The sequence below is a fragment of the uncultured Pseudomonas sp. genome, from assembly GCF_943846705.1.
Classification (GTDB): Bacteria; Pseudomonadota; Gammaproteobacteria; order Pseudomonadales; family Pseudomonadaceae; genus Aquipseudomonas.
In genome coordinates, this window is the sequence record NZ_OX044366.1 from 835,060 (window position 1) to 851,359 (window position 16,300).

General features: G+C 60.7%; 9 protein-coding genes. 3 read left to right on the top strand and 6 right to left on the bottom strand.

Features of this window, described 5'->3' with window-relative positions; genetic code table 11:
* Window positions 1-50 precede the first annotated feature (50 nt).
* Window positions 51-3,836, top strand: coding sequence for an anti-phage defense-associated sirtuin Dsr1 (gene dsr1, locus Q0V31_RS04085; protein WP_298184745.1), 3,786 nt, complete (start codon window positions 51-53; stop codon window positions 3,834-3,836).
* A gap of 421 nt (window positions 3,837-4,257) precedes the next feature.
* Here dsr1 and Q0V31_RS04090 read toward each other — a convergent pair whose 3' ends face one another.
* On the bottom strand, window positions 4,258-5,619 hold the full coding sequence (locus tag Q0V31_RS04090; protein ID WP_298184747.1) for an EAL domain-containing protein: 1,362 nt from the start codon (window positions 5,617-5,619) through the stop codon (window positions 4,258-4,260).
* 130 nt (window positions 5,620-5,749) lie between these two features.
* Window positions 5,750-6,835, bottom strand: coding sequence for a GGDEF domain-containing protein (locus Q0V31_RS04095; RefSeq protein WP_298184749.1), 1,086 nt, complete (start codon window positions 6,833-6,835; stop codon window positions 5,750-5,752).
* A gap of 305 nt (window positions 6,836-7,140) precedes the next feature.
* On the opposite strand from Q0V31_RS04095, the gene tyrS reads away from it, so the two are divergent.
* On the top strand, window positions 7,141-8,382 hold the full coding sequence (gene tyrS, locus Q0V31_RS04100; protein ID WP_298184751.1) for a tyrosine--tRNA ligase: 1,242 nt from the start codon (window positions 7,141-7,143) through the stop codon (window positions 8,380-8,382).
* Window positions 8,383-8,509: 127 nt separating this feature from the next.
* Here the strand turns inward: tyrS and Q0V31_RS04105 are convergent, their stop codons facing one another.
* The gene (locus Q0V31_RS04105; RefSeq protein ID WP_298184753.1) at window positions 8,510-10,429 is read right to left on the bottom strand and encodes a M48 family metallopeptidase; all 1,920 of its coding nucleotides are present in this window, start codon (window positions 10,427-10,429) and stop codon (window positions 8,510-8,512) included.
* Window positions 10,430-10,446: 17 nt separating this feature from the next.
* A complete protein-coding gene (locus tag Q0V31_RS04110; RefSeq protein WP_298184755.1) occupies window positions 10,447-11,043 on the bottom strand; it encodes a LemA family protein in 597 nt (198 codons plus the stop codon).
* A gap of 540 nt (window positions 11,044-11,583) precedes the next feature.
* Between Q0V31_RS04110 and Q0V31_RS04115 the strand changes: the two genes are divergently transcribed.
* Window positions 11,584-12,240 (top strand): endonuclease, encoded by a 657-nt coding sequence (locus tag Q0V31_RS04115; protein ID WP_298184757.1) that lies wholly within the window; start codon window positions 11,584-11,586, stop codon window positions 12,238-12,240.
* Between the two features lie 113 nt (window positions 12,241-12,353).
* Here the strand turns inward: Q0V31_RS04115 and Q0V31_RS04120 are convergent, their stop codons facing one another.
* Both Q0V31_RS04120 and Q0V31_RS04125 read right to left on the bottom strand, forming a co-directional pair.
* Window positions 12,354-14,132 (bottom strand): acyl-CoA dehydrogenase C-terminal domain-containing protein, encoded by a 1,779-nt coding sequence (locus tag Q0V31_RS04120; protein WP_298184759.1) that lies wholly within the window; start codon window positions 14,130-14,132, stop codon window positions 12,354-12,356.
* Between the two features lie 171 nt (window positions 14,133-14,303).
* Window positions 14,304-16,100 (bottom strand): acyl-CoA dehydrogenase C-terminal domain-containing protein, encoded by a 1,797-nt coding sequence (locus tag Q0V31_RS04125; protein ID WP_298184761.1) that lies wholly within the window; start codon window positions 16,098-16,100, stop codon window positions 14,304-14,306.
* Window positions 16,101-16,300 lie beyond the last annotated feature (200 nt).

Here is a 16,300-nt window from a genome sequence, read left to right on the forward strand (position 1 = left end):
TCCCGTCAACGAATAAATCTGCGCTCCTTATCTCTTCCGAGGCTCTCTGAATGCAGTTTGTCCGCCAAGGCCCCGATATACCTGAACGCCTGCTGCAGGCACATGAGGACGGACGCGTCGTATTCTTTTGCGGTGCAGGCATCTCATACCCCGCGCGCTTGCCTGGCTTCGCCGGGCTGGTAACGAAGGTGTATGAAGCCCTGGGCACCATACCCAACGCGGTGCAGCAGGCGGCAATCAAGGCCGGGCAGTTCGACACTGCCATCGGCCTACTAGAAGCAGACATCGTCGGCGGCCGCGAGACAGTGCGCATGGCACTGGCCAGCATCCTGACCCCCAATCTCAGCGCACCAAACGCGACTGCAACACATGAAGCCTTGCTGACCCTGAGCAAGTGTCGCAATGGCTATAACCGCCTTATTACGACCAACTTCGACCGCCTCTTCGAGGAGGTGATTGCGGCAAAGTCGCTGCCCATCAAGCAGTTCAAAGCGCCCCTTTTACCAGTGCCGAAAAACCGCTGGGATGGACTGGTGTATCTGCATGGTCAGCTTGGCACCACACCGACAGGGAGCGAGCTGGATCGTCTGGTCGTATCAAGCGGAGATTTCGGCCTGGCCTATCTCACCGAACGCTGGGCAGCACGTTTTGTCAGCGAACTACTCCGCAACTACACCGTATGCTTCGTCGGTTACAGCATCAACGACCCCGTGCTGCGCTACATGATGGACGCGCTCGCTGCCGACCGTCTGCTGGGTGAGTCCCCGCCAGAGATGTTCGCCTTCGGCAGTTTCTCCAAAGGAAAAGAGGAAGAACGGAGCAACGAGTGGCGGGCCAAGAACGTCACACCCATCCTCTACCGCGAGCACAACCGGCATGCCTACCTGCACAAGACTCTGCGCGCGTGGGCCGAAACCTATCGGGACGGAGTGCGAGGCAAGGAGCGCATCGTGGTCGAATGCGCCATGGCCCGCCCCTTGGCAAGCACCCGGCAGGACGACTTCGTGGGCCGCCTGCTGTGGGCTCTGAGCGATCCAGGCGGGCTGCCCGCCAGGCGATTTGCCGACCTTGATCCAGTGCCGTCACTGGACTGGCTGGAGCCGCTGTGCGAGGAACGCTACCGGCATACCGACCTGAGCCGCTTCGGTGTCCCGTCCAGAACGACCGTAGATGAAAAGCTCACATTCAGCCTGACTCGCCGACCTTCGCCCTATCCGCTCGCACCGTTGATGTGCATCTCCGATGCAGGTGTGCGCGGCAGCCGCTGGGACGAGGTAATGCGGCAGCTAGCGCGATGGCTGACCCGTCATCTGAACGACCCTGCGCTGCTGCTTTGGTTGGTCAAGTACGGCGGGCAGCTTCATGACGACCTAGCGTGGTGGATTGAACATCGCCTGGACGAGCTGGCCAAACTTGAACGAGATGGCAACACCGCCGAGCTGACGCGCATTGGTGAGGCTGCACCCAACGCGATCCCGGGTCCGCTGATGCGCACACTATGGCGGCTACTGCTAACTGGGCGCGTGAAGTCATGGCTGCGCGACTTCGACTTGTACCGCTGGAGGGACCGATTCAATCGCGATGGGCTCACCGCTACCCTACGCGTGGAACTACGGGAGATGCTGACGCCTCGCGTATCTTTGCGCGCACCGTTGCGCTGGCACACCGATGACGGTGAAAGCAGTGAGTCGGAGCGCATCAAGGATCTAGTGGAATGGGAAGTCGTGCTCTCGACGGATCATGTCCATTCCAGCCTGCGCGATCTGCCAAAAGATGAGCGCTGGGACGCCGCATTGCCAGCGCTGCTGTCCGATGCCAGCGGCTTGTTACGCGATGCGCTCGATCTTATGTGCGAACTTGGCAGTGCAGAGGACAGGAGCGACCTGTCCTACATGCATCACCCCTCGATCAGTGAACACCCACAGAACCAAGACTTCCACGACTGGACCGCATTGATCGACCTGACTCGGGATGCGTGGCTCGCCACTGTTGCGCAATCACAGGCGCTGGCAGCACTGGTGGCACAGTCCTGGTGGCACACGCCCTATCCGCTGTTCCGGCGCCTCGCCTTCTTTGCCGCGGCGCAGGGCAATGTGATCCCCCATCGCCAGGCACTCGATTGGCTGTTGGCGGACGATCACTGGTGGCTGTGGTCGGTGGAAACCCAACGGGAAGCCATGCGCTTACTAGTGGCGATGACGCCACATTTAGATGAGGTGATGCAGCAGGAACTGGAACAGGCCGTACTCACCGGGCCTCCGCGCGACATGTTCAAGGAGGACATCGAGCCGGAGCGCTGGACCCGTATCGTCGGACATGAGGTCTGGCTGCGGCTGGCTAAAATGGCTGACACTGGCGCAGTCTTGGGTGCTGACGGTAATGATCGACTCAAAGGGCTCTCGGCAAAGTATCAGGAGTGGAAGCTCGCAGCGGATCAGCGCGATGAATTTCCTTTCTGGATGGGCGAGAGCGACGAGTGGCGCAAGTTCATCGCTACTCCGCGTCTTCGGCGTGAACTGATCGAGTGGCTGAGGCAGCAACCGACCCCAGATCCTAGACAGGAGGATGACTGGCGGCAGCGCTGCCGCGATGACTTCGCCACCACTGCGTGTGCCTTGTACGCATTAGCCCGGGAAGGCATCTGGCCGACGAGACACTGGCGCGAAGCCCTGCAGGCCTGGTCAGAGGAGAAGCTCCTGAAGCGCTCTTGGCACTACATGGCGCCGACCCTAGCTACCGCGCCTGGCGAGGTACTACAGACGCTCGCCCACGGCGTCAGCTGGTGGCTGCAGGCTATTGCGAAGACCTTCGAAGGCCACGAAGCACTCTTCTTTGTGCTCGCTCGCCTTGTCCTGGCTCTGGATCATCAGGACGGCGTCGATACCGACGAACCTGTAATGCGCGCTATCAACCATCCAGTGGGCCACGCCACCGAGGCACTGCTTCGCTGGTGGTATCGACGCTCGCTGGAGGATGGACAAGGCTTACCGGAAGAACTCAAGCCCACACTCACCGAACTTTGCGACACCCGTATCGACAAGTTCCGACATGGCCGAGTACTGCTGGCAGCCAATATCATTGCGCTGTTCCGCGTAGATGGCGATTGGGCAACACAACACCTGTTGCCGCATTTTGATTGGCGACGTTCCGAAGCCGAAGCACGAGCGGCGTGGGAGGGCTTCCTATCGTCACCACGCCTATACCGTCCTCTGATGGAAATGCTCAAACCAGCCTTCCTCGTCACCGCTAGTCACTATGCGGCATTAGGAAAACACGACGGACAATACGCTGCTCTACTTACATTCGCAGCCCTCGAGCCGGGTGATACGTTCACAACCGTCGAGTTGGCCGTCGCTACACGCTCACTTCCGCCGGACGGTCTACAAAGCGCTGCGCAAACGCTGGTGAGAGCGTTCGAGGGATCGGGCGATCAACGGGCCGACTACTGGACCAACCGCGTTGTCCCTTACCTCCACGCCATCTGGCCCAAAACCCGGGACAATATTTCACCAGCCATTGCAGAAAGCCTCGGCCGCCTGTGCGTAGCGGCCCAAGATGCGTTCCCCGAAGCCTTGGCGCTGCTTCGTGCCTGGCTGCAACCGCCGGCCCACCCCGACTACCTAGTGCATCGCCTTCATGACGCAGCTCTTTGCGGTAAATTCCCGGAGCAGGCTCTGGAGTTTCTGAGTCTGGTGATAGGAGATCAGACCCAATGGCCTCCGCGCGACCTCGGCACCTGCCTTGAGGCAATCCGGACAGCCGCGCCGGAACTCGAGGCTAACCCGCGCTTTGATCAGCTGATGGTGTATTTACGCAAACATGGAAGAGAGAGATAGGGCTGCCCTCTCTTTCATCCTCTGGATTTCATCCAACGCAGGCATTCATACCGGCACAACTGCGAATTCGCAGCCCAAGCCACCTAGACTCGCGCGTAGGCCATCAGCTTATCGACAAGCCGCACTTCTCAACAGCAAGGCTGATCGCTTGGCATCTGAAGCCTTAACGGTACAAAAAACAGTACGCTGACGGTACAGTGACCAGCTTTTACAAATCTCGCTTAACACGCTCTACGACGATACTTTCAGCTAACTGTACCTACGTTAAGCTACGCACGATTCCACTGGGCTTGCAGCGTTTCTAGGCAACTCATAATCCTTTGCCCCACGGTTCGAGTCCGTGTGGGCCCAGCACCTTTAAAGCCGCGCACTGCGCGGCTTTTTCATTGCCGCCAACACGCCCTTGCAGGCTCGCTCTCGCTTAGCCGTTTTGCTGGGCGACGAATGCCGCGAACGCCTCTAGCGGCAGCGGTTTGCTGAATAGGTAACCCTGGAATTGCGTGCAGCCGCAACTGAGCAAGAACTGTTGCTGGGCGGCGGTCTCGACGCCTTCGGCGATTACGGTCATGCCCATGCTTTGCCCCAAGCCAATTACGCTGCGCACGATGGTGGCGCTGCTGCTGTCGGTGAGCACGTCGCAGATAAATGAGCGGTCGATTTTCAGGGTGTCGAGGGGCAGGCGCTTGAGGTAACTGAGGGACGAGAAGCCGGTGCCGAAGTCATCCAGGGAGAAGCGCACTCCCCGCTCGGCCAAGGCGGCCATCTTGCGTAGCAGGTCGTCGATGTCCTGCACGACTAAGGTCTCGGTCAGTTCCAGGTCGAGAAGGTGCGCATCGATAGCGTGTGCATCCAGCAGTGTGAGTACCTCGGCGACAAAACCGGGCTGGCGAAACTGCTTCTGGCTGATGTTCACCGCGAGGTTAATCCCTGCGTACAGTGGGTCATGCCTCCAGCAGCGCAGCTGCTTAACCGCTTGCTCCAGCACCCACTGCCCCATCGGGATGATCATTCCCGTCTGCTCGGCATGCGCAATAAACTCCGCGGGTGCCACGAGCCCGCGCTGCGGGTGTTGCCAACGGATCAGCACTTCGGCGCCGATCACCTTGCCGGTCTGGTTCAACTGAGGCTGGTAATGCAGCACGAACTGCTGCTCACGCAGGGCCAGGTGCAAGTCGCGGTCGAGTATCGAGCGCTCGGCCGCATCGCTCTGCAGAATATGCAGCAGCACAAACAGCATCAGCATCGCCGCAATGCTCTGCAGCCAAGAGCCAATCACCCGCACGTCATCTGGCAGGCTATAGGTGCTGGCCGGGGCCCAGGAGGATGACGCCAGTACGGTGAACAGCCCCAGGCACAGCACGCTGACGCCGTAACGCAGCCACACGGGCTCATCACGAAAAGCCATCAGCGCCATGACCGCGAAAGGCAGCAGGTACAGATGGGTGGCCCGTGGCGCTGCTGCGCTGGGCGGGTCCAGCAGTAAGGTCATGCCGACGATCACCGAGATGATCACGCCGAACAGCAACAAATTAGCGAAGCGCGCCTGGTGACGCAGGGTCAGGATAAATACGCCAAGGCCGCTGAGGATCAACACCAGGTCCATCAGGACAATGCCCCAAGCACCTTTCAGGGTAAAAAAGATGCACCAGAAGCCACCCACCAACAGCAACACCAGGCTGGCCAGCAGGCGCATGCGCCGCTCCCGGCGCTGACCGATTAAGACCAGATCAGATGAATGCCAAAGCGTGACGACCTGCCTGGCAAAGGTCGAAAGAATGGCCATGGAAGACCCCTGATGAACTTATTGATCGGCAAACAGTACGCCGGCGCACCTGCGTTGCAGTGGCCACGGGGTATTAACCAGTGAGTGTAGCCGGCGCTGCTTGAGTGCTTTGCGCGGCAGCGGACGGCGCTTAGAAAGCGCTGAGCTGAACCTCAGGCATGGCGCGGCCGACGAGCCGATTGCGGCCTAGCGTTTTGCCGCGATACAGGCGCTGGTCGGCACAGTGGTAAAGCTGCTCTACGGTTTGCCCATCGCTGGGCCATTCGGCCATGCCAAAGGTCACCGTGAGGAAGATCTGCTGGTCGCCATAGTGCAGTGGGGTGCTGGCGATTTGCTCACGCAGCATTTCCACCAAGGGCTCGGCCGCGCTGTGCTCGGTACTGCGTAGCAACAGGCCAAACTCCTCGCCGCCCAGCCGCCCCAGGGTGTCGGTGCTGCGTAGGCGCTGGTTGAGGGTGTTGCAGATATGCCGCAGCGCCTGGTCGCCAGCGGCATGGCCATGCTGGTCGTTGACCCCCTTAAAGTGGTCAACATCAAGAATCACCAGCACCAACTTCGCCTGACTACGCTGCGCCTCACGAATGCTCAGCTCCAGGCTTTGCTGAAAGGAGCCACGGTTAGCCACGCCAGTCAGGGCGTCGGTGCGGGCCATCCGCCGCAACTGCTTGTGCGCCGAGGCGCGGCGGGACTCATAGAGGTGCACAAAGACGATCAGCAAAACCCCGCAGAACAGCGCATTCCCCAGGTCAATCAAGCCTTCTGCATCCAGGCGCACCGGGTAGGTGTACAGGTAAAGCAGGCAGGCACCGAGTACAAAGGGCAGCGCCAGCAGGCTACCGCGCTTACGCCCGAGCAGCAGGTAGGAGACGACGGGGATGCTGTAGACCCAAACGAATGCTGTCTTGGAGGCATTAGGAATGACGATGATGTACAGCAGAAAGCTGAAGGTCGGCAGCAGGTAGAGGTAGATCCAGGGCAACAGATTGTGCGCCCTGACGATGCGCCACGCGCCCCACAGCAGTAACACGCTGAGAGTCAGCTCCAGGCTGGCGAACAGGTAATTGCCGGCCATAAACTGCAGCGCGCAGAACACCCCGAGCGTCAGCCCGGTGATGGCAAAGATGATCCGGACCAGCGAACGCCGACCTACATCCTGCAGATCATTGACGGCCGCACTGCTGTCATCATCCGGCGTGTCTTGCGGTTGGAAGAACATGCTTCGCCACTGCATAAATAGTGGATTTAGGGCGCACTGTGCCTGAAAACCTAACTGCTTTGCCAGACTGATAACCGCACTAACCTGGCAGCTATTAGTCAGCTGCGAGTTGACTTACCCACCCCAGCCCGTAAAGTGCCGGGCATGCACAGACACATCTGCCCCATCTCTGCGTTTTATTACGTTCTGCCACCTCTCACCAGGCGGTAGATGCGTTGTTGCATGTCCGATCCGCCTGAGGCGGCTCGGTCATCCTTGATTTACACCGGTCTCCTCAGGCTTTTTGCCAACTCCAGGAGACTGTTATGCCCGCCACATCCCCCGACCTACTCGACCAGCTCAGCGCCCGTGGCTTCATCCACCAGTGCACGGATCTCGATGGTTTGCGCCAGGCGCTGAACCAAGGTCCGCAGACCTTCTACCTCGGTTTTGATGCCACCGCCGACAGCCTGCATGTCGGCCACCTGCAAGCCTTGATGCTGATGCGCCACCTGCAGCGCGCCGGCCATCAGCCGATCCTGCTGATCGGCGGCGCCACCACACGAATTGGCGATCCGAGCTTTCGTGACAGCAGCCGGCCGGTACTGACTGAAGCGCAAATCCAGCAGAACATCGCCGGGATTACCGGCTGCTTTGCCCGCTACATTGAACTCGGCGATGCCCCAAATGCTGGCCGAGTGGTGGACAACGCCGATTGGCTGGACGGCATCGGCTACCTGCAGTTTCTCAACGAGGTCGGCCGGCACTTTTCCATCAACCGCCTGCTGACCTTCGATGCGGTACGCAACCGCCTGGACCGCGAGCACTCGCTGAGCTTTCAGGAATTCGGCTACACCCTGTTGCAGGCCCACGACTTCACCGAACTGGCGCGCCGGCACAATTGCACCCTGCAACTGGGCGGTGCCGACCAATGGGCAAACATCATCAACGGCGTGGAACTGGGCCGCCGCCAGGGATGCCAGCCATTGTTCGGCCTGACCATGCCACTGCTGACCACCCGCGACGGGCGCAAGATGGGTAAATCGGCTGCCGGTGCGGTATGGCTGAATGGCGACAAGCTGTCGCCCTATGACTTCTGGCAGTTCTGGCGCAATTGTGACGACGCCGACGTCGGCCGCTTCCTCGCCCTGTTCAGTGAGTTGCCGATGGATGAGGTCGCGCGCCTGAGTGCGCTCGAAGGTGCCGAACTGAACCAAGCGAAAATCATCCTGGCCAACGCTGCCACCGCCTTGGCCCACGGCGAGCAAGCCGCCCAGGCCGCCGCCGCCACCGCCGCCGAGCTGTTTGTTGGCAGCACTGCCGAAGCCGCCTTGCCGGCGCTGAGCGTCGATCCGCAGCGCCTGGATGGCAACTTGAGCCTGTTGCAGTTGCTACTCGAGCACCAGCTGCAGCCGTCTGGCAGTGCCGTACGTCGTCTGGCTGCTGGCGGCGGCCTGCGGCTGAATGGCGAGGTGTTGGATGATGCCGAGTTAAAGCTGACCACCGCGCACTTGGGCGCGCGCATCAGCCTCGGTAAAAAGCGTCATTACCAGTTGCAGGCGCAATGATGTGACTAAGCGCGCAATGACGCGCGCCTAGCCGCTGGCACTCGCTGATTCAGCGTTGTCGCCAGCGGCTAGGCGTTAGCGGCTCCTGCGGTGCTCCAGCACGTATTGTCGTTACGTGGCTAGGCGTTCAGCCACGCGCTGCGAGCAATGGCGGCATCGGGCAGTCGAGAATATCCGCCACAGCGCGCATCAACTCGGCCTCGGCGGCATTGATCTTGCCGTCGTGCTCGATGCAACGCGCCATGGCCTTGAGCAGCTGCGGCTTCTGCAGCGGCTGGAGCAGGCTCAAGCGCCGTAGCGCCCGCTCAAGCGCCGACAAACCACTGGCGTCGACCGCGAGCAGTTGGCCGACCTTAAACGGCAGTTCGCTATCAGCCTGAGTCAACGCCTGTTGTGCGGCAGCCTCATCCATACTCCCCGCACGGGCCAACAACGACAACACCACGAGCACCTCAGCGGCCAGCTCCGGCAGCGAGTAGCGGCTGGCCTGTGCGCGCACGCCTTCGACATTGCGCTCAACAATGCGCAACAACGTCCACTCCAGCAGCGCCACCCGGCCATCGGCACGAATCAGTACGGCCAGGTTGGCCTTCAAGGCGCTGAACTGATCGGCAGCCAGCTGTTTCAGCGCGGGCATGGCCAGGTCCAGCAGGGGCAAGCGCATACCCAGCGGCAGCTGACGCAGTGGCTCGCGCAAGTGCTCAAGCTGCGCGGCCACTTCGGCGCTGATGCGCGGTTGCAGAAGTCGCACTTGCTGCGCCGATTGCACCTCAGCAGGGTCGAGCAGCAGGCCGTAGAGCAATGCCTGAGCGCCGCTGCAACTGTGCGCAGCCGCACTCAAAGCAGCGTCCAGATGCGCAAGGGTGCTGCGCGCCGCGACCAAGTGCGGTGCCTGCGGGTCACCAATGGCGCTAATCGCCGCGCTTGCCGAAGCAGGGCTCAAGCCCGGTAGAAAAGCGCTCAGGTCAGGCACCGCGCCGGCCGTAGCAGCGTTCTCTGCCGCCGGCACCGCGTTTAGCGCGGGCACATGCGGGTAGCGGCCATCCCAGCCGGGGGTGATGCGGAGGATGCGTTGTTCCAGTGGCGGATGGGTGGCCAGCATGCCTTCCAGGGCCTGGCTGATGCCGGCGGCAAAATACATATGGCTGAACTCGGCGGCATGCCCGGCCCGCAGTTGCGAGCCGTAGAGGTTACCGCCGATTTTCTTCAAGGCGCCGGCAATGCTGTCCGGGTTACGCGTGTACTGCACCGCCGAGGCATCGGCCAGGTACTCGCGCTGGCGGCTCACCGCAGCCTTGATCAGGTTGCCGAAAAAGGTGCCGGCATAACCCAGCAACCACAGCGTTACGCCGATGGCGATAACGATCGCCGCCGAGTTATCGCGACTGGAGCGGCGACCACGCCCGCTGCTGCGCAGCAGAAAACCGCCGATCAGGCCCAACAGCAGAATGCCGTGCAGCACCGCAACTAAGCGGGTATTGAGGCGCATGTCGCCGTGGAAGATATGGCTGAACTCATGGGCAATCACCCCCTGCAACTCCTCGCGGCTGAGCTGGCAGATCGCCCCACGGGTAATCCCGATCACCGCATCCTGCGGTGTCAGGCCGGCGGCAAAGGCGTTGATCCCGGCATCATCGAGCACATACACCGGCGGCACCGTGGTGCCTGAAGCCAGGGCCATTTCCTCCACCACATTGAGCAGCCGGCGTTCTTCGAAGTTTTGTGGCGACAGGTTGATCAAGCGTCCACCGAGGCGTTCGGCAATCGCCTGGCCGCCGCGGCTCAACTGCAGGTGTTTATACAGACTGCCCAGCAGCACCACGCCGATCACCACCAGCGCCACACACCCCACCAGCGGCCAACTGGGCAGCAGGCTGCCGGAGCCCTCAAGCAGGCCCAGCGAGTTCGAGTTATTGCCGAATAGCTGCCAGATCAGCCCCAGCGCCAAGCTGGTCAGGGTGACCAGGCTGAGTACCGCCAGCAGCATAAGAATCAACAAACGCCCGCTGTTGCGCCGGGCGCGATCCTGTTGTTCGAAGAAGTTCACGCCACTGCGCCCCTAATCTAGAACGTCACCTTCGGCGCGGCCTGAATCGCTGCGCTGTCGGCGAACTCCAACAGGCTGGCATCTTGCGCATGGCCGAAGCTGGCCGCCAGCAACACCGGCGGGAACGCCTGCTTGTAGCTGTTGTAGGCCATCACCGCATCGTTAAACGCTTGGCGGGCGAACGCCACTTTGTTTTCGGTGCTGCTCAGCTCCTCGCTGAGCTGCTGCATGTTCGCCGAGGCTTTGAGGTCCGGATAGGCTTCAAGGGTGACATTCAAGCGACCCATCGCGCTGTTCAATAGACTCTCAGCGCCGCCTAACTGCGCCATGCCCTGGGCATTACCGGGTTGCGCCGCAGCGGCCTTGAGCCCGGCTACCGCATTGTTGCGTGCGGCAATTACTGCCTCCAGCGTTTCACGCTCATGGGCCATATAGCCCTTGGCGGTCTCCACCAGGTTGGGAATCAAGTCATAACGGCGCTTGAGCTGCACCTCAATCTGCGCAAAGGCGTTTTGAAAGCGGTTACGCAACTTCACCAATTGGTTGTAAATACCAATCACGAAAAAAATCAGCGCGGCGGCAAGCGCCAGGAAAATCAGCGTGGCAATGGACATGAGGCAATCCTTATCGCATGCGAAAGAGAGTTCGATGGTAGCGGAAAAGCGCCAACGGAAATGCCCAACGGCTCACCGGCGTAGGCTTGCTGGTCGGGATAGTTGACGAAAGAGTACGACCCTTGCTCTGCGCAGCTTGCCGTCACCCATGGCGAAGCCGAGCCAGTGCGGAAGGCGCGCGGCGTCAGCGAGTTCGAGAAAGGTTAAAGTCGTTTGGCCAGCGCCAAAAAAAGAAAACCCCGCGATTGCGGGGCTTTTGCAGACTGTTTGCTGACATCCTTGATCTGCTTGCCATCCTGGCAGCTATCCCACGTATCCCTAGTGTTTCAATGCGCTTCCTGCGCGACGTCCATGGGCAGTAGATTAGCCACCAGCCGGCTGCCGGCATAGTGGCGATCCGCAGCACGCCGTGTAAGCCTTTGCCTACACGAACAGAACCAAGCAAACGCTTGTCTTTATTTTGTGACGCAGGTCTTGTTAGACTTCAACTTGTCTTACAAAAACAACAGACCCCGACAACGGCGGTCACTGGGGCTACACATGCGCTCATTGTTCCTTGCCATCGGTTGCCTAGCAGCCGGCATCAGCCCATTAGCATCCGCCAACGGGCAAAACCAGATTTCCGATCCCAAAGCCGCCGTGCAACTGTTCTGGAGCCAACTTTATGGCCAGGGCGGTACGTCGCTGTATTGCGGCAAAACCTTTAGCGCGGAAAGCGGCCAGTTCAAAGCCAGCGCGATCTACAGCAACAAACAGCTGAAAAGCGCCCTGCGCTGCGTCACCAACCGCCAGTGCGGGATCATGAACCCGCGCTACGTTTATATGGCCTCCGACCTGCATAACCTTTATCCGGCCCTGACCCGCGTCGAACTGGTACGGCGCAACGCGCAGTTCGCTGACCTGGATGATAGCGTGTCGAGCAAGTTCGAAGACATCGGCTGCGACATGCCAACCAGCTTCCAACTGGTTGAACCCCGCGACGAAGCCAAGGGCAACATTGCCCGGGCGATCTTCTATATGCATGTCGAATACGACCTGCCCATCGTTGGCCAGGTGCAGGTGTACAAAAAGTGGCACCAGATGGACCCACCAGACGCCGAAGAGCTGGCGCGCAACGACAAGATTGCCACCCTGCAAGGCACACGCAATCGCTTTATCGACAACCCGGCGCTGGTCGAGCAGCAGATCAACAACTGATCGGCCGCCAGCAGCACGCAGCTTGTCGGCGCTCACGCAACAGAGACTGACCACTGACTCTCAGGCACAAAAAAACCGGCACATTGGCCGGTTTTTTGCAGTGCCGTACGCGCTTAGAACTGTGCAGCGTCCAGTAGATACAGACTCTCGCTACCGGCCTTGACCGACGCAGTCAGCGAGTGGATACGCGGCAGCAGACGCGCGAAGTAGAAACGCGCAGTACCCAGCTTGCTCACGTAGAACTCGTCCTGATCCTGCTTGGCCAGGGCAGTGCGCGCCATCAGTGCCCACATGTAGGCGTAGGCGGTGTAACCGAACACCTGCAGGTACTCGACCGAGGCGGCGCCGACTTCATTCGGGTTGGCCTTGGCGCGCTCCAGCAAGTCGCTGGTCATCAGCTCCAGATTGGCGATAGCCTCTTTCAGCGGGTTGACGAACTCGGCCAGTGACGCATCAGCCGAGTCAGTAAAGGCTTTGATCTCGTCAGCGAAGTGCTTGTAGAACGCACCGCCGCTGCCGACCACTTTACGACCGACCAGATCGAGCGCCTGGATGCCATTGGTGCCTTCGTAGATCTGAGTGATGCGGCAGTCGCGGATCAGCTGCTCCTGGCCCCACTCGCGGATATAACCGTGGCCGCCGAAAATCTGCTGGCCATGGGTGGTGGTCTCCAGCGCCATGTCGGTGAGGAAGGCCTTGGCCACCGGGGTCAGCAGAGCGACCAGCTCTTCGGCACGCTTACGAGTAGCGGCGTCCTCGCTGAATTTGGCAGTGTCCAGCTGCATGGCCACGTAGCTGGAGAAGGCACGACCGCCCTCGTTCAGCGCTTTCATGGTCAGTAGCATGCGGCGCACGTCGGGATGCACGATGATCGGGTCGGCGGCTTTGTCTTTGGCCACCGGGCCGGTCGGCGCGCGGCTCTGAATACGGTCGCGAGCGTACTCGACGGCGTTCTGGTAGCTGCGCTCACCCAGGGACAGACCCTGGATGCCCACGCCCAGACGCTCGTAGTTCATCATGGTAAACATGGCGGCGAGGCCCTTGTTCGGCGCATCGACGATCCAGCCGGTGGCGCCATCAAAGTTCATCACGCAGGTGGCCGACGCCTTGATGCCCATCTTGTGTTCGATCGAACCGCAGGACAGGGCGTTCTGCTCGCCCAGCGAGCCGTCGGCGTTGACCATAAACTTCGGCACTAGGAACAGCGAGATGCCTTTCGGGCCCGCCGGTGCGTCCGGCAGCTTGGCCAGCACCAGGTGAATGATGTTCTCGGTCAGGTCGTGCTCGCCGCCGGTGATAAAGATCTTGGTGCCAGACACCTTGAAGCTACCATCGGCCTGCGGCTCAGCCTTGGTACGAATGATGCCTAGGTCGGTGCCCGCGTGCGGCTCGGTCAGGCACATGGAACCCGCCCACTGGCCGGAATACATATTCGGCAGGTATTTTTCTTTCAGCTCTTCGCTGGCGTGGGCGTTGATCGACAGGCAGGCACCGGCAGTCAGCATCGGGTACAGGCCAAATGACAGGTTGGCCGAGTTGACCATTTCCTCGACCTGGGCCGAGATCGCCTTGGGCATGCCCATGCCGCCAAATACCGGGTCACCACCGACACCCACCCAGCCGCCTTCGGCGTAAGTCTGGTAAGCCTCAGGGAAGCCGGCTGGGGTTTTCACCGCGCCGTCAGCCCAGGAACAGCCTTCTTCGTCACCGCTGCGATTGAGCGGGGCGATGGTACCGGCAGTGACCTTGCCGGCTTCTTCCAGAATTGCAGCGGCGGTGTCTTCGTCCACCACTTCCGCCAGGGCCGGTAACTGGGCCCACAGCTTGGAAACTTCAAACACTTCATTGAGTACGAAGCGCATATCACGCAGGGGAGCTTTGTAGTCAGCCATGGGGCAAATCCTCGGACGAACCAGCAGGTATAAAGATGTGCAACGAGTCTAACCGAACAACTTTTTAGACACATAGCGTCGCGTAATGACCTAATAGTCACTATGCGTCAATTAGCGCCTTTTAAAGCAAAACCCGCCAAAAGGCGGGCCCGGTAGACACTTAACCGCTGGTCAGAGAGCGAAATGCTCGGCCGGCAAGCGCATCAAGCTATCGCTGCCCGCCTCTGCACCCGCCAGGTGCATGGCGGTGCGCGGCAACAGGCGCTTGAAGTAGAACTCGCAGGTGGCCAGTTTGGCTTGGTAGAACGCGGCTTCGCCGGTGCCCGCCGCCAGCTTCTGCTCAGCCACCGCCGCCATGCGCAGCCAGAAATACGCCAAGGTGACGTAGCCGGAATACATCAGGTAGTCCATCGACGCCGCACCGACCTCGTCCGGGTTCTGCATCGCCGCCATGCCGATCTTCTGGGTCAGTGCGCCCCACTGCTGGTTCAGCGTTGCCAGTTGGGCGACATAGCCCTTGAGTTGCGGATGCTCAGCCTGGGCCTCGCAGAACTTGTGCACGATCTTAGTAAAACCGCGCAGCAGTCTGCCCTGGCTACCCAGCACTTTGCGCCCGAGCAGATCGAGGGCCTGGATACCGTTGGTGCCTTCGTAAATCGGCGCGATGCGGCAGTCACGCACCAGCTGCTCCATGCCCCACTCACGAATAAAGCCATGGCCGCCGAACACCTGCATGCCGTGGTTGGTCACCTCCAGGCCGGTTTCGGTCATAAAGGCTTTGCAGATCGGCGTGAGGAAGGCCAACAGGTTTTCCGCTTCTTCGCGCTGCTCAGCGCTGCTTCCCGCGTGCGCCTGGTCGATCAGTTGCGCGGTGAAATAGGCCAGCGCACGGTTGCCTTCGTTGAACGCCTTCATGGTCAGCAGCATGCGCCGTACATCCGGGTGCACGATGATCGGGTCGGCGGCTTTTTCCGGCGCCTTGGGCCCGGTCAACGCACGCATCTGCAGGCGCTCGCTGGCGTACTTGATCGCGCCCTGGAAGCTCGCCTCCCCCAGACACAGACCCTGCATACCGGTGCCCAGGCGCGCGTGGTTCATCATGGTGAACATGCAGTTGAGGCCCTTGTTGGCCTCGCCGATCAGGTAGCCGGTGGCACTGTCGAAGTTCATCACGCAGGTGGCCGAAGCCTTAATGCCCATCTTGTGCTCGATCGAACCGCAACTTACGCCATTGCGCGCCCCTGCCTGACCGTCAGCATTGGGCAGAAACTTGGGCACGATAAACAGCGAGATACCCTTGGTGCCCGCCGGCGCATCAGGCAGCTTGGCGAGCACCAGGTGCACGATGTTTTCGCTCATGTCGTGCTCGCCAGCGGAGATAAAGATCTTGCTCCCCGTAACCGCGTAGCTGCCGTCGGCCTGCGGCACGGCGCGGGTCTTGATCAGGCCAAGATCGGTACCGCAGTGCGCTTCGGTCAGGCACATGGTGCCGGTCCAGCGGCCTTCGGTAAGCTTGCTCAGGTAGGCCTGCTTCTGCGCTTCGCTGCCGTGGGCATGGATCGCCGACATCGCACCGTGGGTCAGACCGGGGTACATGCCCCACGAAGTGTTACTGGCGCCGACCATCTCACTGATGATCAACGCCAGCGACTGCGGCAAACCTTGCCCGCCGTAGGCTGGATCGGCGGCCAGGCCATTCCAGCCGCCCTCAACGTATTGGGCAAAGGCTTCCTTGAAGCCCTTAGGCGTGGTCACCACACCGTCGTTAATCTGACACTCCTCTTCGTCGCCGGAACGGTTCAACGGCGCCAGCACCTGCTCGCAGAACTTCGCCCCCTCGGTCAGGATCGCGCTGACCATGTCCGGAGTGGCATCGCTGGCCCCGATCGCGGCGTAACCCGCATGAAAGTCGAAGACCTCGTCGATCAAAAACTGCATATCGCGCTGGGGGGCTTTGTACTCGGGCATGCTGGCTTCTCCGTCAGCTAGAGCGTGAATTAGCCTTCTACGCTAAGGCCCACGCCGAACGGCAACAATCACCGTGCGAATGCTGAATACAGCGTCATTAGCTGGCAGGCTTGGGTACGTAGCCAAGGCCACTAAATGACCTGTAAAACACCGGACATAAAAAACCGCCACCCAAAAGGGCGGCGGTTTTTTTTGGCCTG